17 protein-coding genes are annotated in these 21,119 nt (G+C 58.4%); 13 read left to right on the top strand and 4 right to left on the bottom strand.

The features are described 5' to 3' along the window. Nucleotides 1-140 precede the first annotated feature (140 nt). The 4 genes from V6L79_RS17300 (at nt 141) to V6L79_RS17285 (ending at nt 5,384) form a co-directional block, all read left to right on the top strand. Nucleotides 141-1,223 (top strand): 4-oxalomesaconate tautomerase, encoded by a 1,083-nt coding sequence (locus V6L79_RS17300; protein WP_261738546.1) that lies wholly within the window; start codon nt 141-143, stop codon nt 1,221-1,223. Nucleotides 1,224-1,268: 45 nt separating this feature from the next. Continuing rightward, entirely contained in the window at nt 1,269-2,594 is a 1,326-nt protein-coding gene (locus V6L79_RS17295) for a dicarboxylate/amino acid:cation symporter (protein ID WP_261738545.1), read from the top strand. Between the two features lie 140 nt (nt 2,595-2,734). Next, nucleotides 2,735-4,039: a citrate:proton symporter gene (locus V6L79_RS17290; RefSeq protein ID WP_338579254.1), complete on the top strand. Its 1,305-nt coding sequence runs from the start codon at nt 2,735-2,737 to the stop codon at nt 4,037-4,039. Nucleotides 4,040-4,130: 91 nt separating this feature from the next. Further along, nucleotides 4,131-5,384 (top strand): OprD family porin, encoded by a 1,254-nt coding sequence (locus V6L79_RS17285; protein ID WP_338579253.1) that lies wholly within the window; start codon nt 4,131-4,133, stop codon nt 5,382-5,384. Nucleotides 5,385-5,523: 139 nt separating this feature from the next. Here the strand turns inward: V6L79_RS17285 and V6L79_RS17280 are convergent, their stop codons facing one another. After that, nucleotides 5,524-6,423 carry a LysR family transcriptional regulator gene (locus V6L79_RS17280; RefSeq protein ID WP_338579252.1) on the bottom strand — a complete coding sequence of 300 codons (900 nt, stop codon included), beginning with the start codon at nt 6,421-6,423 and terminating at the stop codon, nt 5,524-5,526. 130 nt (nt 6,424-6,553) lie between these two features. On the opposite strand from V6L79_RS17280, the gene V6L79_RS17275 reads away from it, so the two are divergent. From V6L79_RS17275 to V6L79_RS17235, 9 genes are all read left to right on the top strand, one after another. Then, the gene (locus tag V6L79_RS17275) at nt 6,554-7,381 is read left to right on the top strand and encodes a MaoC family dehydratase N-terminal domain-containing protein (protein ID WP_338579251.1); all 828 of its coding nucleotides are present in this window, start codon (nt 6,554-6,556) and stop codon (nt 7,379-7,381) included. Nucleotides 7,382-7,428: 47 nt separating this feature from the next. Beyond that, entirely contained in the window at nt 7,429-8,592 is a 1,164-nt protein-coding gene (locus V6L79_RS17270; protein WP_338579250.1) for an acyl-CoA dehydrogenase family protein, read from the top strand. Between the two features lie 37 nt (nt 8,593-8,629). Next, entirely contained in the window at nt 8,630-10,000 is a 1,371-nt protein-coding gene (locus V6L79_RS17265; protein WP_338579249.1) for an MmgE/PrpD family protein, read from the top strand. Further along, complete coding sequence (locus tag V6L79_RS17260; protein ID WP_338579248.1) at nt 9,997-11,202, top strand: CaiB/BaiF CoA-transferase family protein; 1,206 nt, start codon at nt 9,997-9,999, stop codon at nt 11,200-11,202. Before V6L79_RS17265 ends, V6L79_RS17260 begins: the two co-directional genes overlap by 4 nt. Before the next feature lie 16 nt (nt 11,203-11,218). After that, entirely contained in the window at nt 11,219-12,046 is an 828-nt protein-coding gene (locus V6L79_RS17255) for a CoA ester lyase (protein ID WP_338579247.1), read from the top strand. 89 nt (nt 12,047-12,135) lie between these two features. Next, complete coding sequence (locus V6L79_RS17250; RefSeq protein ID WP_261738536.1) at nt 12,136-13,128, top strand: TRAP transporter substrate-binding protein; 993 nt, start codon at nt 12,136-12,138, stop codon at nt 13,126-13,128. A 96-nt stretch (nt 13,129-13,224) separates the two neighbouring features. Next, the gene (locus tag V6L79_RS17245; RefSeq protein ID WP_321833498.1) at nt 13,225-13,863 is read left to right on the top strand and encodes a TRAP transporter small permease; all 639 of its coding nucleotides are present in this window, start codon (nt 13,225-13,227) and stop codon (nt 13,861-13,863) included. After that, nucleotides 13,860-15,140, top strand: coding sequence for a C4-dicarboxylate TRAP transporter large permease protein DctM (gene dctM / locus V6L79_RS17240; protein ID WP_321833496.1), 1,281 nt, complete (start codon nt 13,860-13,862; stop codon nt 15,138-15,140). Before V6L79_RS17245 ends, dctM begins: the two co-directional genes overlap by 4 nt. Nucleotides 15,141-15,361: 221 nt before the next feature. Beyond that, nucleotides 15,362-16,573 carry a YeeE/YedE family protein gene (locus V6L79_RS17235; protein ID WP_338579246.1) on the top strand — a complete coding sequence of 404 codons (1,212 nt, stop codon included), beginning with the start codon at nt 15,362-15,364 and terminating at the stop codon, nt 16,571-16,573. Between the two features lie 59 nt (nt 16,574-16,632). Here V6L79_RS17235 and V6L79_RS17230 read toward each other — a convergent pair whose 3' ends face one another. The 3 genes from V6L79_RS17230 to V6L79_RS17220 form a co-directional block, all read right to left on the bottom strand. Beyond that, a complete protein-coding gene (locus V6L79_RS17230; RefSeq protein WP_261738532.1) occupies nt 16,633-17,031 on the bottom strand; it encodes a hypothetical protein in 399 nt (132 codons plus the stop codon). 314 nt (nt 17,032-17,345) lie between these two features. Beyond that, nucleotides 17,346-18,872 carry a nucleobase:cation symporter-2 family protein gene (locus tag V6L79_RS17225; RefSeq protein WP_338579245.1) on the bottom strand — a complete coding sequence of 509 codons (1,527 nt, stop codon included), beginning with the start codon at nt 18,870-18,872 and terminating at the stop codon, nt 17,346-17,348. Nucleotides 18,873-18,998: 126 nt separating this feature from the next. Continuing rightward, nucleotides 18,999-20,357, bottom strand: coding sequence for an 8-oxoguanine deaminase (locus V6L79_RS17220; RefSeq protein ID WP_338579244.1), 1,359 nt, complete (start codon nt 20,355-20,357; stop codon nt 18,999-19,001). Nucleotides 20,358-21,119 lie beyond the last annotated feature (762 nt).

Raw genomic sequence — 21,119 nt, 5'->3', positions numbered from 1 at the left:
ATGCAGCTAAATCATCCTAAATTTATCATTCGTCAAACGCAATAATCCGGCTGATATTTGCATTGGAAACAATTCTGGAAGCCTGCGACTCTTGCTTTCAAGACATCAATCACCCCGATTGATCAACAAGAGTCGATGTCATGCAACGAATTCCCTGTGTGCTAATGCGCGGTGGTACCTCCAAGGGGCCGGTATTTCTCGCCTGGGATCTTCCTGCTGCGATCCAGGAGCGGGACGAGTTATTGCTCAACCTGATGGGCTCTGGCCATGAACTGGAAATTGATGGTATCGGTGGGGGGAGCCCACAAACCAGCAAAGTGGCAATCGTAAGTCCGTCGCTGCACGCTGATGCGGATGTCGACTATCTGTTCGTTCAGGTCATGGTCTCTCAGCGTCGGGTCGATACCGCACCCAATTGCGGCAACATGTTGTGTGCCGTCGGCCCGTTTGCCATCGAGCAGGGGCTGGTAAAAGCCGCCAAAGACCTGACTTGTGTGCGTATTCGCAATCTCAACACCGGGACATTTGTGAACGCGCAAGTACAGACCCCTGACGGAAAGGTCAGCTATGAAGGCAACACTTCCATCGACGGTGTGCCGGGTACCGCCGCTCCCGTGCAACTGACTTTCCTTGATGCTGCGGGTAGCAAGACCGGCAAACTTTTCCCGACCGGGCAACCCCTGGATTTGATTGACGGTGTTGCGCTGACTTGCATCGACATGGCGATGCCTATGGTGATCATTGAAGCTGGTCAGTTGGGTAAGCGCGGAGATGAAAGTCCTGCTGAATTAGATGCCGACGTCGAGTTCCTTCGTCGCCTGGAATCCCTGCGCCTGAAAGCCGGTCTGGCAATGGGCCTGGGTGATGTCAGTGACAAAGTGATTCCCAAGCCAGTGCTGGTGTCACCGGCCAAGGCTGGCGGCACTATTCAAGTGCGCTACTTCATGCCTCACAACTGTCATCGCGCGCTGGCGATCACCGGTGCCATTGGCCTGGCTACTGCTTGTGTCACCGAAGGTAGTGTGATCGCGCAACTGCTCGGCAACGTCAGCGAGCCGCGCTTGAAGCACGTGCGTATCGAACATCCAAGTGGGGGGATAGACGTTGTATTGTCTTACACCGGTGCTCAGGGCGAGACAATTCGTGCCTCGGTAGTGCGAACATCGCGCAGGCTGTTCTCCGGTTTTGTTTACGCCACGGCTTCCCAACGACTCGCCGGGTAATTTCCTCCAGGTCATTGCCGCTTTTGCATCAGCACAATTCTAAAAATGGGTGATGCCATGAAAGTTGTAAAATCGCTCTACTTCCAGATTCTTTGCGCCGTAGTATTGGGCGTGCTGTTTGGACACTTTTGGTCGCAACAAGCCATTGCCTTGAAACCGCTTGGTGATGCGTTCATCAAGCTGATCAAGATGATGATCGCACCAGTGGTGTTCTGCACGATCGTTACCGGTATCGCCGGAATGAGCGACAAGCGCTCGCTAGGGCGTTTGTTAAGCAAGACCATGCTGCTGTTCCTGGCGCTGACCGTGATTAGCCTGATCATCGGCCTGGTGTCGGTCTACCTGTTCAAACCCGGTGTCGGGATGAATATTGACCCGACCCAGCTAAGTACCAAGGGGTTGTCGCAGTACACCGATTCGGCTGCGAAGCTGGGAGTGGTCGAGTTCTTCATGCACATCATTCCTGACACCTTCATGGGTGCTTTCAATAAAGGTGAAGTGCTTCCTGTGTTGTTCATTGCAGTACTTTGCGGTTTTGCGCTTTCGGCCATAGGTGAGCGGGGCAAGCCGGTACTGGATGTATTGGAATCTGCATCACACATGGTGTTCAAGATTTTCTCCTATCTGATGCGCTTTGCTCCGATTGGTGCGTTTGGTGCTTTGGCATTCACCGTAGGCCAGTACGGTATTACATCGCTCGGCTCGTTGGCCAAGCTGATCATGACCTTGTACATCGCCTGTGCCTTCTTCGTCTTTGTAGTGTTGGGGAGTATTTGCCGGGCTAACGGCTTCAGTCTCTGGAAGCTGCTGCGCTATTTTCGGGAAGAATTTTTGGTGGTGCTCGGGACTTCTTCCACCGAGCCGGTAATGCCGCGGATGTTGGAAAAACTCGAGGCCCTGGGATGCAAAAAAGGTGTGGTGGGGTTGGTGTTACCAACGGGTTACTCGTTTAACCTCGACGGCACGGCAATCTACCTGTCGCTGGCAGCGGTCTTCATCGCCCAGGCTTGTAATATCGACCTGAGCTTGACGCAAACCGTGACTATGCTGGCAGTCATGCTGTTGTCCTCCAAAGGGGCCGCAGGCGTCACCGGGGCCGGCTTTGTCGCGCTGGCCTCGACCCTTACCGTAATCCATGACATTCCTCTGGCTGGCCTTGCTCTGTTGATTGGTATCGACCGTTTCATGTCGGAAGCCAGGGCGTTGACCAGCCTGGCAAGCAACGCCGTGGCTACCGTGGTCATGTCCATCTCGGAAAATGCCTGCGATCGCGAAACCCTGATGCGGACATTGGACGGCAAGCCATTGCTCGATGCGGCCCAATCTCGGAACGAGCCTTGGGATGGCCCTAAGGTCGTTGAGCGCGTCTGACCCGTCACTGCAGTTTCATAATCCAATAAATATCTCGTAAGTCCTCCCGCCAGACACCGTTGGTTCGTGTCGTCCGGCGGGATTGGGGTCGTGCGCCTTTGCGTCGGCCGCGCTATTCATAAAAACAAGAGAATTGACCTATGCTCGCATTTCTTGGTTTGGCCATGGTGGTCGTCTTCACCTTTCTAATTATGACCAAACGGCTCTCACCGATTGTCGCGCTTGTTGTAGTGCCGATCGTATTTGCTGTTATTGGTGGCTTTGGCGGCACCACTGGCAAGATGATGCTCGATGGCCTGAAAATGGTCGCCCCTTCGGCTGCGCTTCTGCTGTTCGCCATTTTGTTTTTCGGCCTGATGATTGATGCAGGGTTGTTCGACCCGCTGATTCGAAAAATTCTCAAACGCGTGAATGGCGATCCGATGAAAATCGCTATTGGTACTGCTCTGTTGTCATTGGTGGTCGCACTCGACGGCGACGGTACAACCACTTACATGATTACCTGTGCGGCGATGTTGCCGTTGTACAAACGGATTGGCATGAACCCCATGATCCTGGCAACCATCGCCATGCTGTCCTTGAGCATCATGAGTGGCATGACGCCCTGGGGCGGGCCTGCAACCAGAGCAATCGCGGTCCTGGGCCTGGATGCCGGTGAATACTTCGTCCCGCTGCTGCCGACGATGATTGGTGGTGCACTGTGGGTAGTGTTTACGGCTTTTATGCTGGGCCGTGGCGAGCGCAAACGCATTGGTAATGTCCAATTGCAAAGCGGTGGGGGCAATTGCTACATCAAGGCGATTCTTGAAGATACGCCGCATAAACGTCCCAAGCTGGCCTACATCAACCTGCTGCTGGTGATCGCGGTGATGGTGGCTTTGGTAATGGGGATCATGCATTCGGCGATCCTGTTCCTGATCGGCTTTGTCCTGGCACTGATGATCAACTACCCGCAACTGGATATTCAGAAAGAGCGCATCCTCGCTCATTCCGGCAATGCGATGACGGTGGTGCTACTGGTGTTTGCCGCCGGTATCTTTGCCGGGATCTTCTCGGGCACCAAGATGGTCGACTCTCTGGCGCAAACTATGGTGGACTGGATTCCGCCGTCATGGGGGCATCTGTTCCCGCTGGTGGTGGCGATAACCAGCATGCCGCTGACTTTTATCCTTTCCAACGATGCTTACTACTTTGGGGTGGTGCCGATCCTGGCCAACGCCGCGGCGGCCTATGGCATCGACCCGGTTGAAATCGCCCGGGCCTCGATACTCGGGCAGCCAGTGCACTTGATGAGCCCGCTGGTGGCTTCAACCCTGTTGCTGGTGGGGATGGTTGACCGTGACATCGGCGACTTCCAGAAGGCTACCGTTAAATGGGCGGTGTTGACGTCCCTGGTGATTACAGCTCTGGCCTTGCTGATCGGGGCGATAAGCCTGTTCTCCTGAGTTACCCGATTCGCCTCGATAGTACCGGATGCCTCACGTGTGGGGCGTGCGCTGAGTTGCACCCTGAATAACAATAAAAGAGTGGTTTCATATGAGCATTTCATTTACCCGTTGGGTTTCTTTTCCTCTTGTTGCCATGCTGCCATTGGCCAGTGCAAGTGCAGAAGGGTTTATTGAAGACAGTAAGCTCAAGTTGCAGCTACGCAATGTTTACTTCAATGAAAACTTTCGTGATGAACATGGCTTGAGCGCTCGAGCGGCAAGAATCGCGAAGAGTGAGAGGACGGAATGGGCCCAAGGCTTTCTGCTGGATTACCAGTCGGGATTTACCCCTGGCACCCTCGGTTTGGGTGTTGATGCGCTGGGCCTGTTCGGGGTCAAGCTCGACTCTGGCCGTGGTCGTAGCGGTACTGGCTTGATGCCTGTCCATGATGATGGACGTGCGGCAGACGAGTTCGCAAGTCTCGGAGTGACCGCTAAAGCCCGGCTGGCTAAAACCACGTTGAAATACGGCACTTTGCTCCCCAAGACGCCGGTACTGATTTACAACGATGCACGCCTCTTGCCCCAAACGTATCAAGGCACCCAGATCAGCAGCATAGATATCGAGAACCTCACTCTGACCGGGGGCTACCTGGACCGATTCAAACTGCGAGACTCCACCGACAGTATGCCGATTGTGCCCGATGGCTATGGCGGAGATAAATCAGGGGACTTCAGCTATGCCGGTGCCGAGTACACGCTGAGGAAAAACGTACGCTTGAGTTACTTCTACGGCGAACTGGAAAATTTTTACCGTCAGAATTTCGCCGGTATCCAGCACGATCTTCCCTTGGGCACTGGCGTGCTGACCAGTGACCTACGCTATTTCAACAGTGTCGATAGCGGATCGGCTTACGGCGGCAAAATCGATAACAACATGCTGAGTGGGCAACTGTCTTACGCCATCTCCGGGCATACCTTCGGTGGTGGTTACCAGACCCTCAGCGGCGACGCAGGGTTGCCCTACATCAGCGGTGCAACCGTTTACTCGTTCAGCAACGCCGGCATAGGCAAGTTCATCGAGGAGGACGAGAAGACATGGATGCTGAACTACGGCTACAACTTTGCCGCCCTCGGAGTGCCTGGTCTGGCCTTTACCACTCGCTATCTGAGCGGTAACGACGGTAAGTCCAACACCACGGTCAAGGAGTGGGAACGTGATGCCGAACTTGCTTATGTCGTGCAACAAGGCACCCTCAAAGGCTTGGGCGTGCGGTTGCGTAATTACGTTTATCGCTCTGATTATTCACGTGGGCGAGACAGCAACCGAATCTACTTTACCTACGACATCGCTCTCTGGTGATCTGCTGAACGTGGCCTTATCTTGAACGGAGGCCAGAATACGCTTCTGGCCTGAGCGCGCCCCGGTAGGGGCGATTCAGCGTTCAATGGGGTGGACGTTGTTGCGGCGACCCTGCTCGAACCACCGGGTTCGACCGTGTTTATTCAACGCTCTTGTTATGCGCCAACAACAAATTGATCAAGACCCTGATCACATTGGGCAGCGCTTGCAGGTCGCGGACCAGAATACTTCGCTCACGAACCCGCCAGGGTTCGTCCAGCTCGATGACTGACAAGCCCATTGTCTGCTGATGACGACGGGCTGATGACTCCGGCAGGATGGCGATACCCACTCCCGCTTCGACCATCCTGCACATCGCTTCGAAACTGTAGACCTTGATGCGCATGTTCAATGTCTTGCCGTGCAGGGCGACTTGCTCATTCAAAAAACGCAACAGGGTAGTGCCTTCGTGCAGGCCGATGTGCGGAAAGGCCAGAGTCTCGGCCAGTTTGATCGACTTGCGTTGGGCCAGCGGGTGGCCAAGAGGGGTGACCAGAATCAACTGGTCAGTGCTGAAGTGGATGACCTGCAAACTGTCGGCCTCGACCGGGCCAGCAATGATGCCCATATCTGTTGAGCCATCCATCACTCCGCGAACAATGTCACGGCTCAGTCGCTCTTGCAGATCAACCGTCACTCCCGGTCGTTCGGCGAGAAAACCGGCAAGGATTTCGGGCAGGAATTCGGTGGCGGCCGTGGTGTTGGCAAAGATCTTGATATGCCCCGAAGACTCGGTTCCGTACTCGGTGAACTCGCTTTTCATGTAGTCCACCTGGCGCATGATCACGCGCGCATGGTGCAAAAACAGCTCGCCTGCCGGGGTCAGCTCGACGCCACGGCTGTCACGGTACAACAAGCGGCTGGAGAGGTTCTCTTCCAGGCTTTTGATCCGGGCACTGGCCGCTGCCGGGGAGATAAATGCCTTGCGCGCGCCCTGGGTCATGCTGGGGGATTCGGCGATATGAATGAACAGGCGCAGGTCGACCAGATCAAAATGCATGACTGCTTTCCGCTATGGATTGGTTCTGGCGTTAAGTAAAACCGAACGCCCCCTTACCGAAACGCAGATTCACAGATCGCCTGGCTTTTGGCAATCATGGCCAAAATAACAAGCCACGGGGAAACCACCGATGAGCGATAACGCACTGTCCGCCTGGATCGGTCGAACTGAAGAAATCCAGGATCACCTGAGCCTGAACCTGATCACCCGGATTGCCGCCACTCTCGGTGAGCCGGTGCCGCAGGCCGGGGAAGACCTGCCAGCGTTGTGGCAGTGGTGTTTCTTCCAGTCAGCGATGGAGGAAGGCGCTCTGGGCGGCGATGGGCATCCGGCCCGTGGGGGCTTTCTGCCACCCGCCGATAACCGCAACCGTATGTGGGCGGGTGGCCGTGTGGAGTTCCATACACCGCTCAAGGTGGATGCTCACGCGACGCGTATTTCCACCATCATCGACGTTCAGCAAAAGCACGGAAGGACCGGTTCGCTGCTGTTTGTCACGCTCCAGCATGACTATCTGCAGGATGGGCAACTGGCAATTCGCGAAGAGCAGGACATCGTCTATCGCGAGCCGACACCGCCTAGGCTCGTGGGCAGTGAGCCATTGCCCACGGGCGCCTGGCAGGAGTCCGTTACGCCCAGCACCACCTTGCTGTTCCGCTATTCGGCAGTGACCTTCAATGGTCACCGTATTCACTACGACTGGCCCTATGCGACTGCAACCGAGGGTTATCCGGGGCTGGTGGTGCATGGGCCGTTGATGGCCACGCTGAGTCTGCGCGCCTTCTGCCGCGCCAATCCCCAGGCTCGTGTGCGTGGCTTCGCGTATCGCGGCATACGCCCGCTGATGGCGCCCCATCCCTTTGTGCTGAGGGGGCGCATCGTCGCTGAGGGTAAGGCCGAGCTATGGGTGGGCAATACAGACGGTGTGGCCCAGCAGGGCGAAGTGACATTCGACTGACGATTACCCGGCGGCATTCAGTTCGATAACTACAACAAGGATCTGTAATGAATCCGTATCTGAACGAAGACTACAACGCCATCCGCGAGGGCGTGCGAGCCCTGTGTGCCGAGTTCCCGGCGCAGTACTGGCGCGAGATCGACGAGCAAAAGGGCTTCCCCGAGACCTTTGTCACGGCCATGACCCAAGCCGGCTGGTTGTCGGCAATGATTCCGGAGCAGTACGGCGGCTCGGGCCTGGGGCTGGCCGAAGCCTCGGTGATTCTGGAGGAGGTGAACCACTGCGGCGGCAACTCCGGCACCGTGCATGGTCAGATGTACAACATGTTCACCTTGTTGCGGCACGGCAGTGAGGCGCAGAAGAGCTACTACCTGCCCAGGCTGGCCAGCGGCGAGTTGCGCCTGCAGTCCATGGCCGTGACCGAACCGACTACCGGCACCGACACCACCAAAATCAAGACCACCGCCGTGCGCCAGGGCGACAAGTACGTGATCAATGGGCAGAAAGTCTGGATCTCGCGGGTTCAGCACTCAGACCTGATGATCCTGCTGGCCCGCACAACGCCGCTGGCGGAGGTCGAGAAAAAAGTCGACGGCATGTCGATCTTTCTGGTCGATCTGCGCGAAGCCATCGGCAACGGCCTGACCGTGCAGCCGATTGCCAACATGGTTAATCACGAGACCAACGAACTGTTTTTCGACAACCTTGAAATCCCGGTCAGCAGCTTGATCGGGCAGGAAGGCAAGGGCTTTCGCTACATTCTCGACGGGCTCAATGCCGAACGTACGCTGATCGCTGCCGAGTGCATTGGTGATGGTCGCTGGTTCAATGAAAAGTCCGCGCAGTACGCCCGTGACCGCGTGGTGTTCGGTCGTCCGATCGGGCAAAACCAGGGTGTTCAGTTCCCGATTGCCGAAGCCCATATCGAGCTTGAAGCCGCCGACCTGATGCGCTGGCGCGCCTGCGAGGAATACGACAGCGGGCGCAAGGCCGGTGCGGCGGCCAACATGGCCAAGTACCTGGCGGCCAAGGCCAGCTGGGAAGCGGCCAATGCCTGCCTGCAGACCCACGGTGGTTTTGGCTTCGCCAATGAATACGACGTCGAGCGCAAGTTCCGCGAAACCCGTCTGTACCAGGTAGCGCCCATTTCCACCAACCTGATCCTGTCTTACGTGGCCGAGCACCTGCTCGAGTTGCCGCGTTCTTTCTAAGCAAGTTCTACAAATAGACATTGATGGAGAACGCGGCATGAGTCAGCACACTCAAGCACTCACCGGTTTTTTGGCCGACCTGAATTACGCGCAACTGCCCGAAGCAGTTATCAGCCGCACCGAAGACCTGTTTCTCGACTGGCTGGGCTCGGCCTTGGCCAGTCAGGGAGCGCATCCGATCCCTTTGTTCGAGCGCTATGCGGCAATGATGGGCCCGGCCAGCGGGCCTGCCGGGGTCCTGGTCAATGGCACGACCAGCTCCGCGTATTTTGCTGCGCTGGTCAACGGCGCTAGCTCACACCTGGTGGAGCAGGATGACCTGCACAACAGCTCGGTCCTGCACCCGGCAACAGTGGTGTTCCCGGCGGTGTTGGCTGGCGCCCAGGACCTGGGCAAAACCGGCCGCGAACTGATCCTCGCTGCTGTCGCCGGTTATGAAGCGGGTATTCGCATCGGTGAATTTCTCGGCCGCTCGCACTATCGCACCTTCCACACTACCGCCACGGTCGGCACGCTGGCGGCGGCAGTTGGCGTCGGCAAGTTGATGGATTTCAATCAGGAGCAGTTCACCAACCTGCTCGGTAGCGCCGGAACCCAGGCGGCGGGCTTGTGGGAGTTCTTGCGTGATGCGGCCGACTCCAAGCAGTTGCATACCGCCAAGGCAGCAGCCGATGGCCTGCTTGCCGCCTACTTGACCGCCGAAGGGCTGAGCGGTGCAAGAAACATTCTTGAGGGCGAGCAGGGCATGGCCGCCGGGATGTCCAGCGATGCCAACCCAGCCTGCTTGTCCGATGGTCTGGGCAGGCGCTGGGCGCTGACTGAAACCTCGTTCAAGTTTCACGCGTCGTGCCGCCATACGCACCCGGCGGCGGATGCGCTGCTGGATCTGATGCAGCGCGAGCAGCTGCGCGCCGAGGACATTGCCCGCGTCACCACCCGCGTGCATCAGGGCGCCATCGATGTATTAGGCCGTGTGCTGGTGCCGAAGAGCGTCCATCAGGCCAAGTTCTCCATGGGCACGGTGCTGGGCTTGATCGCCGTTTACGGCAAGGCCGGATTGCCCGAATTTCAGCAACACGCATTGACCGACCCGCGCATCAGTGAGTTTCGCAACAAAGTACATATGGTGCTGGACGACGAAGTCGACAGCGCCTATCCGCAACGCTGGCTGGGCCGGGTGGAGGTGACCACGGTGCAGGGCCGAACCGTGCACGGCCGCATCGACGAGCCCAAGGGCGACCCTGGCAATACCCTGACTCGCGACGAGCTGGAAGATAAATTTCGCCGCCTGTTGGCTTTCTCGGGAGCGCGGAATGACGAACAGGCCAGCGGGCTTGTCGAGCTGGTCTGGTATCTGCGCCATCTCGACGATCTGAGTGTGCTGACCCGCACCGGGAGCTCCTCATGACCGCCACTACAGCCAAGCCCCGCCCGCTGGACGGGATTACCGTGGTAAGCCTGGAGCACGCCATCGCGGCGCCGTTTTGCACCCGCCAACTGGCAGACCTAGGAGCGCGGGTCATCAAGATCGAACGTCCTGGCTCCGGCGACTTTGCCCGTGACTATGACGAGCGGGTCAAAGGCCTGGCCTCGCACTTTGTCTGGACTAACCGCTCCAAGGAAAGCCTGACCCTCAACGTCAAACAGCAGGAGTCGGGGCAGGTGCTCGATAAACTGTTGGCCACGGCCGATGTGCTGGTGCAGAACCTGGCTCCAGGTGCGGCAGAGCGCATGGGGCTGTCTTTTGCAGCCCTGCATGAGCGTTTCCCGCGGTTGATCGTCTGCGATATTTCCGGCTACGGAGATGGCGGTCCCTACGAACAGAAAAAAGCCTACGACCTGCTGATCCAGAGCGAAGGCGGATTTCTGTCCGTAACCGGCGGGCCGGGCGAAAACGACATGGCCAAAGCCGGTTGCTCGATTGCCGACATCGCCGCGGGCATGTACGCATACACCGGCGTGCTCTCGGCGCTGCTGCTGCGGGACAAGACCGGGGAGGGCAGCCGCATTGATGTGTCGATGCTCGAAAGCCTGGTCGAGTGGATGAACTACCCGATGTATTACGCCTACGACGGGGCGCCTCCACCTCCGCGTGCCGGTGCCGCGCACGCCACGATCTACCCCTACGGACCCTTCCCTGCGGGCGACGGCGGTACGGTGATGCTCGGCCTGCAGAACGAGCGCGAATGGCAGCAGTTTTGCGACAAGGTGTTGCTGCAGCCGCATCTTGCGAGCGACCCACGCTTTAATGCAAACGCGCGGCGCTCGGATAATCGCACCGAGTTGCGGGCGATCATTGTTGCGGCCTTTGCCCGGATGAGCGCCGATGAAGTGATTGCACGGCTCGACGCGGCATCGATAGCCAATGCCCATGTCAATGATATGGCGGGTGTCTGGGCGCATCCGCAACTGCAAGCCCGTGATCGCTGGCGCGAGGTGGACAGCCCGGCTGGCAAGCTGCCTGCGCTGTTGCCACCGGGGCGCAACGCAGCCTTCGAGCCGCGCATGGATGCGGTGCCGTACTTGGGCGAACACACCGATAGCCTGCTGAGCGAGTTGGGCTATGGGATGGCTGACATCCAGCGTCTTCACCAGCAAGGAGCGGTATGAGCCATGGAGCACATTTATGAATAACACCACTATTCGTTCGGCGCTGTTTGTCCCGGCCACCCGCCCCGAGCGTATTGCCAAAGCCCTGGGCAGCGGCGCCGATGCGGTGATCGTCGATCTGGAAGACGCTGTAGCGGATAACCTCAAAGCCCAGGCGCGAGCCAACCTGGATGCTTTTCTGGATGCCAACCCGCAGGCCCGGGTACTGGTGCGTATCAATGCGCCGCAGCATGAGCAGCAAGCGGCAGATCTGGCGCTGTGTCGCCGTCAGCCCGGTGTGGTGGCGGTATTACTGCCCAAGGCCGAGAGCGCTGCACAGGTCGAACTGGCTGCGGCGTGTGGCAAACCGATCTGGCCAATTATCGAAAGTGCCAAGGGCCTGCTGGAATTACCGGCCATCGTGCGCGCAGCCGGGGTCGAGCGCCTGACATTTGGCGCTCTGGATCTGGGCCTGGATTTGGGGTTGGCCAGCGCGAGCGTCGCAGCGCTGCGGATACTCGATCAGGCCCGCTACGCCATTTTGCTGCACAGCCGGTTGGCGCAACTGGCGCCACCGCTGGACAGCGTGTTCCCGGATATCAAAAACACTCAAGGCATGACCCGAATGGCCGCCGATGCGAGGGATATGGGGTTTGGCGGCCTGCTGTGTATCCACCCCGGTCAGGTTGCATTGATTCACACAGCCTACATGCCAAGGCAGGAAGAGCTTGAGTGGGCAAGGCAGGTTCTGGCCGCGGTTGCGAGCGGAAACGGAGTGTTCGTGGTCGACGGGCAGATGGTCGATGCCCCAGTGATCGAGCATGCCCGGCGAATATTGCGCCGGGCAGGCTTGCCGTCTGCCTGAGTCAAAAAAGCAGATTGGCAGTCAAGTTCAAACGAAGTTCAGGCAACACCAGGCACTACCAAACTTATAACAACAAGAGGTATGTACCCATGTTCAAGCACACTCTCAAGGCCTTGGCCTGCGCACTTCCATTATTCGCAGGTTTTGCGAGCGCGGCCGACCCCATCAGTATCAAGTTCGCCCACGTGGTCGCCGAACACACGCCCAAGGGGCAGGGCGCGTTGCTGTTCAAAAAACTGGCTGAAGAGCGCCTGCCAGGGCGGGTCAAGGTCGAGGTTTATCCGAACTCGTCGTTGTTCGGCGACGGCAAGGAAATGGAAGCGTTGCTGCTGGGTGACGTGCAATTGCTGGCGCCGTCGCTGGCCAAGTTCGAGCACTATTCCAAGCCGATCCAGATTTTCGATCTGCCATTTCTGTTCAACGATATACAGGCGGTCGACCGCTTCCAGCAGAGCCCGCAGGGGCAGGCCCTGCTCAAGTCCATGGAAGGCAAGGGCATTACCGGCCTCGGTTACTGGCACAACGGGATGAAGCAGTTGTCCGCCAACAAGGCCCTGTACGAACCCAAGGATGCCCGTGGCCTGAAGTTCCGGGTACAGGCCTCCGCAGTTTTGGATGAGCAGTTCAAGGCTCTGCGCGCCGCGCCGCGCAAGATGAGCTTTGCCGAGGTGTATCAGGGCTTGCAGACCGGCGTGGTGAATGGCACCGAGAACACCTGGTCGAACTACGAGAGCCAGAACGTGTATGAGGTGCAAAAGTTCTTCACTGAGTCCAACCATGGCGCCATCGATTACATGGTAATCACCAACACCAAGTTCTGGAACGGCCTGCCGCCAGACGTGCGCACCACGCTGGATACGGTCATGACCGAGGTGACGGTCGAGGTCAACAAACAGGCCGAGGCGCTGAACCAGGCTTCCCGCCAGCGCATTGCCGATTCCGGCAACAGCGAAATCATCTCCCTTACTCCGGAGCAGCGCGAGCTATGGCGTGAAGCCATGCGCCCGGTGTGGAAGAAGTTCGAGAGTGCCATCGGTACCGATGTGATCGAAGCCGCCGAGCAAGCTAACCAAAGCAGCTAAGACCCGGATTGTCGCTGGTGACCCCGTGCGGGGTCGCCAGCGACTTCATCGGTCCCATTTGTCGCTTGGCGACCGCTCTTTATAGGGAGATACCCCATGCACGCAGTCGTTCGTGTCTGGAATCACGCGGAAGAAATGCTGGTGGCGTTCCTGCTTGCAGGCATGACCCTGGTCACTTTTTCGTATGTGGTGTTCAACAACCTTTATGGCATTTTCTACTCGCTGGGGGATTCGCTGCCCTTCGCCAACGAGACCCTGCTCAGCATCGGCGACGGTATTTTGTTTATCGCTCAGGAGATGACCTGGAGCGTGGCGCTGACCAAGGCCATGTTCGGCTGGCTGATCTTTGTAGGTCTGGCCTGGGGCGTACGCATTGGTGCGCACATTGGTGTCGACTTGCTGGTGCGCCAGTTCAACCCCGCCAACCAGCGCCGCGTTGCCTTGCTCGCGGTACTCATCTGCCTGGGCTACTGCGCCCTGATGGCGTACTCCAGCGAACAGTGGGTAGCCACGCTGTATGCGGTCGGCACCAGTGCCGAAGACCTGGACCGCTTTGGCATTCAACAGTGGCAAATCGTAATGATCGTGCCAATCGGCTTTGCCCTGATGTTCGTACGTTTTCTGCAGATTTTCATCCGTATAGCGCAAGGCAAGCAACAAGGCCTGGGCTTGCACAGTGAAGTGGATGACGCCGTCAAGCTGGCGGAAAACGACAAGTCGGGGACCGAAAAATGACCATCGCCTTCCTTTTTGTCGCCCTGTTCGTGCTGATGTTTGTCGGCATTCCGGTGGCGATTTCCCTGGGTTTATCCGGGGCCATGACCATCCTGTTCTTCAGCAACGACTCGGTGCGTTCGCTGGCGATCAAGTTGTTCGAAACCAGCGAGCACTACACGTTGCTGGCCATTCCGTTCTTTCTGCTGTCTGGCGCATTCATGACCAGCGGGGGCGTGGCCCGGCGCCTGATCGACTTTGCCAACGCGTGCGTCGGTCACATCAAAGGTGGCCTGGCCATCGCTGCAATTCTTGCCTGCATGCTGTTTGCCGCACTCAGCGGTTCGTCGCCGGCCACGGTGGCGGCGGTCGGTTCGATTGTCATCGCGGGCATGGTGCGCTCCGGTTACAAGCAGGACTTCGCTGCTGGCATCGTCTGTAATGCCGGGACCCTGGGTATCCTGATTCCACCGTCGATCGTCATGGTGGTCTACGCCACCGCGACCGAAACCTCGGTGGGCAAGCTGTTTATGGCCGGTGTGGTGCCGGGGTTGCTGTTGGGGCTGGTGCTGATGGTCACCATTTACATCATGGCGCGGGTCAAGGATATGCCGTCGCTGCCGCGTGCCTCGCTCAAGGAAATCATGACCGCAGGCCGCAGGGCCGGTTGGGGCCTGATGCTGATCGTGATCATTCTCGGCGGCATCTACTCGGGCATGTTCACACCCACTGAAGCCGCTGCGGTCGCCGCCGTCTATGCTGCGTTTGTGGCCATCTTTATCTATAAGGACATGACCGTTCGCGAATGCCCGAAGGTGATTATCGAAGCGGGAAAGCTGAGCGTGGTACTGATGTTTATCATCGCCAACGCCATGCTTTTTGCCCATGTCCTCACCACCGAGCAGATCCCGCAGTCGATCACCGCCTGGGTGGTGGAGCAGGGCTTTACGCCGCTTGAATTCCTGTTGGTGGTCAATATTGTGCTGCTGGTTGCCGGGACCTTTATGGAGCCTTCGGCGATCATCTTGATCCTGGCGCCGATCCTGTTCCCTATCGCCATGCAGCTGGGCATCGACCCGATCCACTTGGGCATCATTATGGTGGTGAACATGGAAATCGGCCTGATCACGCCGCCCACCGGACTCAACCTGTTTGTTACCTCGGCAGTCACGGGCATGCCGCTGACCCGCGTGGTGCGAGCGGTATCGCCGTGGCTACTGGTGATGCTGGCGTTCCTGGTCCTGGTGACCTACGTACCATTTGTTTCGCTGGCGCTGCCGAACTGGCTGGGGATGTAGGCGTAGCCTTCGTTCCTCTCCAGCGGCATGAGGGATACTTCAAGCGTGGGAGCGAGCCTGCTCGCGAATGATCTTCGCGAGCAGGCTCGCTCCCACTGGGGGGGCTTGACCTGGAACAGCGTATCTACAGCAATAGCCATCTATAACAGGATCAGTCTCACGCTCAGGTTTATACTCGGCGCCATTGCAATCAATCAAAATCCATTGAACCGAGATTTCCCATGAGCAGTTCGCTTCCCATGACACCTGCGCGCAAGCCCGTCGCGCCGCTGGTGGCTTTTGTCCTTTTGTTGCTTGGCGCCGTATTTCTGCAAAACAGCGTCGGCTCGCGCCAGGTGCTGTTGCTGGTGGTCGGCGCGGCGCTGGGTTTGACCCTTTATCACGCAGCCTTCGGGTTTACCTCGGCCTGGCGGGTGTTTCTCAATGACCGGCGGGGTGCTGGTCTGCGTGCGCAAATGGTGATGCTGGCCGTGGCGGTGGTGCTGTTTTTCCCCGCGCTGGGAGCGGGCACTTTGTTTGGCCAGCCTGTGGTCGGGCTGGTGGCGCCAATCGGGATTTCGGTCGTGTTCGGTGCGTTTATTTTCGGCATCGGCATGCAGCTGGGCGGTGGGTGCGCCTCTGGCACCCTGTTTACCGTCGGCGGCGGTAACGCGCGGATGCTGGTGACTCTGTTGTTCTTTATATGCGGTTCGTTGATTGCTACTCATCACGTTGACTGGTGGTTTGCGCTGCCTGCGTTCCCGGCCACCTCCATCGTTAAAAGCTTCGGCGTGGTTCCAGCATTGCTCGTGAGCCTGAGCGTGTTTGCGATCATTGCGGTGGTGACCGTACGCCTGGAAAAACGTCGCCATGGCACGCTTGAAGAAGGCGTGCCCAGCGAACACCTGGGCCTGCGCCGCTTCTTGCGCGGTCCGTGGCCATTGGTATGGGGGGCGATTGGCCTGGCGCTGCTCAACTACGCCACGCTGGCGCTGGCTGGGCGGCCATGGGGCATTACTTCGGCATTCGCGCTTTGGGGCGCCAAGGCTGCGAGCGGGTTGGGTGTGGATGTCGCCAGTTGGGGGTTCTGGCAAATGCCGGGCAATGCCAAGGCCCTGGCCGCGCCAGTTTGGGAAGACATCACCAGTGTCATGGACATCGGCATCGTCCTCGGTGCGCTATTGGCCGCAGGTTTGGCCGGACGCTTTGCGCCCAGCCTGAAAATCCCGGCCCGTTCGCTGTTGGCGGCGGTGATCGGTGGTTTGCTGCTTGGTTATGGTTCGCGTCTGGCCTATGGCTGCAATATCGGTGCGTACTTTAGCGGCATCGCCTCGGGCAGCCTGCATGGCTGGGTGTGGTTGGTGGCTGCGTTTATCGGGAACAGCGTGGGCGTGCGCCTGCGCCCGTGGTTCTTCGCCGGCGAGCGTCGGCAGGTGGCGTTGAGCGGCTGCTGAGAAAGTCGGTATTGCGGGCCTGCTGATCTCTTCGCAGCAGCGCCCGTGTTGTACCGATGCTAGCGACGATAGTAGCGGTGTTCGTCCTCGTAGCGCTGGCGCATGGCCCGATCATGGCGGCGCTCCCAATCTCTATGGCGTTCGGCTTCCCGGCGCGCCTGTTCTCTGCGCCATTGTTCTCGACGCCAGTTCTCCCGGCGTGAATCGTCCCTGCGATCGTGCCAGCGACCGTCATCCCTGTATCGGTCGTCATGGGCAAGTAATGTTGCTGGTTGCCTGGCGTCGATACTGGCCAAGGTCGGCCAAGGGTTTTCGCCAGCCTGGACCGGAACCTCAACGGCTGCGACTTCGGGGGCGAAAACAGGGCTTGAGGCTTTCATTTGTGTGGCTGATGCCGAGCCCACTGCCGCCAACGCGAACAGGCCGAAAAGCACCATTCGTGGGTCATGGAATTTCATGAGCGCAGAAAACCTCTGATTAACAATTGGACGTGTCGCCATCTGGCTGCGGGAACCTTCGGGTTCGGGCCTGCCGCGCAGATGTGCTTATTCACATAGACCAATAAACAGGGAAAAGTTCTAGGTGCCCGTTGCTTAAATCGCCAACGGCCCCAGAGTGCGGTTGTTTTTAGACTTGCTGTTTCGACATGCGTTTTCGGCTTGGAGCGTGTGAAAACCTGGTTGATTAGCCGTTATATTGCCCTTGAACAGGCATCCACAACGGCAGTATGGAAAGCGGCGCGTGCACGCCGCTTTCCTTGGCTCAGGGTGGCCTAGTGTTCCTGCTCGAAGCGCTTTTTGCGCAGTGCCGGGGCCTGCTCATGGCTCTCGTCGCTCTCTATAATCGGTACTTCCTTGCCGTTGCAGTCGAACAGCTTGCCATCGCGGAAAACATCACCGTCATTGAGTTCGCAGATATCCCGGGAGCGCAGGATGCGATCGCTGGCAGCAACGAATACCGATTGCTGGTCGGAGTTACCGGCCCGCAGATGGTTGAACAGCAGGTTGAGCAGGATGGCCATGATCGCTGCCGAGCTGATGCCGGAGTGGAAAATGGTCTCGAACCAGGTCGGGAAGTGATTGTAGAAGTTTGGCGCTGCAATCGGGATCATGCCGAAGCCGATTGATGTGGCCACGATGATCAGGTTCATGTTGTTGCGGTAGTCCACCTGGGCCAGGGTACGGATACCGCTGGCTGCGACGGTGCCGAACAGCACCAGACCGGCACCACCGAGGACGGCGGTAGGCACCGCGGCGACCAGTCTTCCCATCACCGGCAGCAGCCCCAGAGTCACCAGGATCAGCCCGGCGGTGGCCACCACATAGCGGCTCTTGATACCAGTCACGGCGACCAGACCAACGTTCTGCGCAAAGGCACTCTGGGTGAAGGAGCCAAACAGGGGCGCCAGGGCGCTGGAAATCATATCCGCCCGCAGGCCGTTGCCGAGGCGTTTCGAGTCGACTTTGGTATCGATGATCTCACCGACGGCGAGAATGTCTGCGGAGGTCTCGACCATGGTCACGAGAATTACGATCAGCATCGACAGGATAGCGGCGAACCGAAATTGCGGAAGGCCGTAGTGCAGGACTTCGGGCAGCGCCACCAAGGGGCCTTCGAGTACTTGGGAGAAATCGGCCATCCCACAAGCGGTAGCGACCAGTGTGCCGATGACGATTGCCAGCAGAATCGACAGGCGCGAAATACTCGCACTTCCCAGCTTGCTGAGCAGCAGTACGGTGACCAGTGTGAGTGCCGCCAGGCCTATGTTGGCCATGCTGCCAAAGTCGGCTGCCTGACTGTTACCGCCCATGGCCCAGCGTGCCGTGACAGGCATCAGAGTCAATCCGATGGTGGTTATGACGATTCCCGTCACCAGCGGCGGAAAGAACTTGATGATGCTCGAGAACAGCGGCGTGATCAGCAGGCCGATCACCGACGCAACGATTACCGCCCCGAATACCACGGGCAGTCCGCCTGTACCGTCACTGCCAATGATCGCGACCATGGTCGAAACACCGGCGAAAGACACCCCTTGAACCAGAGGGAGGCGACAGCCGAAGAAGGGAATCCCAAGTGTCTGCAGCAAGGTGGCCAGGCCTCCGGCGAACAGCGACGCGGCGATCAACAGGCCCACGTCGGCTGAAGAAAGCCCGGCAGCCTGACCGATGATCAGGGGGACAGCGATGATGCCTCCGTACATCGTCAACACATGTTGAAGACCGTAAGCCAGGTTGGCGCCAATACCGAGGTTTTCGTCCTCTGGACGAGATGAAGCTGAAGCTGAAGCTGAAGAAGTCATGGTGAGTAGCTCGCTTTTGTTATTTTAGATGCGTCTAACAGCACGTTCTCAGTCGCATTCGATGAGTGGGTGGGCGCAGTTGCGCCCGTCGTTGCACTCAGTGTCGAGGGCAGCGGTTGGTACGGGTCACTCGCCGCTGACCAACTGCCGGGCCAACCGGTTGTGGCGTTCCAGCACCAGGGGTAGGTCGACGGTGGTGAGGTGACCGTCCTTGACCACCACACGGCCGTTGATCACGCTGGTGTCGACGTGGGTCGGGGTGCAAAACACCAAGGCGGCTAGCGGGTCGTGAAGGGCGCCGGCATAGGCCAGATGTCCAAGGTCGAAGGCGACGAAGTCCGCAACCATGCCGGGGGCGAGGGCGCCAATATCATTGCGGTTGAGCACCTTGGCGCCGCCCAGTGTTGCGATTTCCAGTGCTTCACGAGCAGACATCGCATCGGGGCCAAAACCGACACGCTGCAACAGCAGCGCCTGGCGTACCTCGCCGATCATGCTGGCGCCATCGTTGGAAGCCGAACCGTCCACACCCAGGCCCACCGGGACACCCTGGTCGCGCATCTTGCGGATCGGAGCGATCCCTGAGCCCAGACGCATGTTCGAGCACGGGCAGTGGGCAACTCCGGTCCCGGTGCGCGCGAACAGCTCAATACCGTGCTGGTCGAGTTGCACACAATGGGCGTGCCATACATCGTGGCCGACCCAGCCCAGGTCTTCGACGTATTCGGCAGGGGTCATGCCGAACTTCTCGCGGCTGTAGGCGATGTCGCTGACGTTTTCTGCAAGGTGCGTGTGCAATGACACACCGTACTGGCGCGCAAGAACTGCTGATTCGCGCATCAGGTCACGGCTCACGGAAAAGGGCGAGCAGGGCGCCACGACCATGCGCAGCATTGAGCCATGGCTGGCATCATGGAACTCTTCGATCAGGCGCTGGGAATCCTTGAGGATGTAACTCTCTTTCTCCACCACGGAGTCGGGTGGTAGACCGCCTAGGCTGCGGCCCACACTCATGCTGCCGCGTGCAGCGTGAAAGCGCATGCCAATCTCTGCGGCGGCATGGATGCTGTCATCAAGCTTGCAGCCATTGGGGTAAATATAGAGGTGGTCACTGGAGGTGGTGCAGCCTGAGAGAATCAGCTCGGCCATCGCCGTTTGGGTCGATACCGCGATCATTTCGGGCGTCAGCCGGGCCCAGATTGGATACAGGTTGGTCAGCCAATTGAACAGCTCACCGTCCTGAGCCGCCGGCACTACGCGGGTGAGGCTCTGGTACATGTGGTGGTGGGTATTGACCAGGCCTGGAATTACTACTTTCCCGGCCATGTCCAGAATCACATCAGCATGTTGGGGCAGCGTTTCGGTAGGGCCGACCTGCTTGATCAGGTTGCCCTCGATGAACAGACCACCGCGCCTGATTTCTCGGCGCTCACCATCCATTGTCACCAAAAGCTCGGCGTTTTTGACCAGTAAAGTTTTGGGCATGGGTGCTCCTCTTCCGTATGGATCTTGGATACAAGTTGATTCTGGGCATACACCTGTTTTCGGCATCAGCGAAGCCCTTGCAGGCAGGTACTGCCTGTATGCAACGTGTTGCTGTCAGGCTCAGACTTCAGCAGACATTGACCCGCAGTGGGTTCCAGGAGGTTCCCGTAGGTGTGGTCGGCGAACGGCAGGAAGACGAATGTGTTGCTTGAACGATGGCTCAAGCAAGCATCGTAGAGGTCGTTGAACGACATCCGTGGATGACGTTCGATGGGTTGGAGCGGCTGTGGATGTTGCATGGTTTTTTGACCGTCGCAATACGCCCCGGCGATTACCGGGGTCGTAGGCGCGGAATAATGTAACCAGAACTTAAAGTTATTGTATACAACTAATGTGTGGCTCTGTTTTTCCGCCGTGATCGGGAGCCATTGCAACAGGGCAAGGTAGGTGAGCGCCTGGCCCTGCCTCCCTTCAGGACAAAAGCACCGGTCACGGCCTGATGGTTTTCGGCGCGAAGGCGGTTTTCGTCGATGGCGACAATGTCCCTGGAGCGATCCTGCAAATCTTTTCGAAAGCTCGGGTGATCCCAGGTATCTGCCAGCAGATCGAACTTGGCCTGAAAGGGCCTGGGTCACCTTTAGGTTTGCCAGATCGTTTTTGCCAAGAGGCAAGCCGGTTAAACCCATGACTTGAGCTTATATACGACGACGAACAAGTTGCCTTGGCAATTCAATCTGTAGAATATAAACAGCTTAAGTATTA

Source organism: Pseudomonas sp. ML2-2023-6, assembly GCF_037055265.1.
Lineage (GTDB): Bacteria > Pseudomonadota > Gammaproteobacteria > Pseudomonadales > Pseudomonadaceae > Aquipseudomonas > Aquipseudomonas kulmbachensis.
Note: the sequence above shows the minus strand (reverse complement) of the source record. Positions and strands in the feature narration are given on the sequence as shown.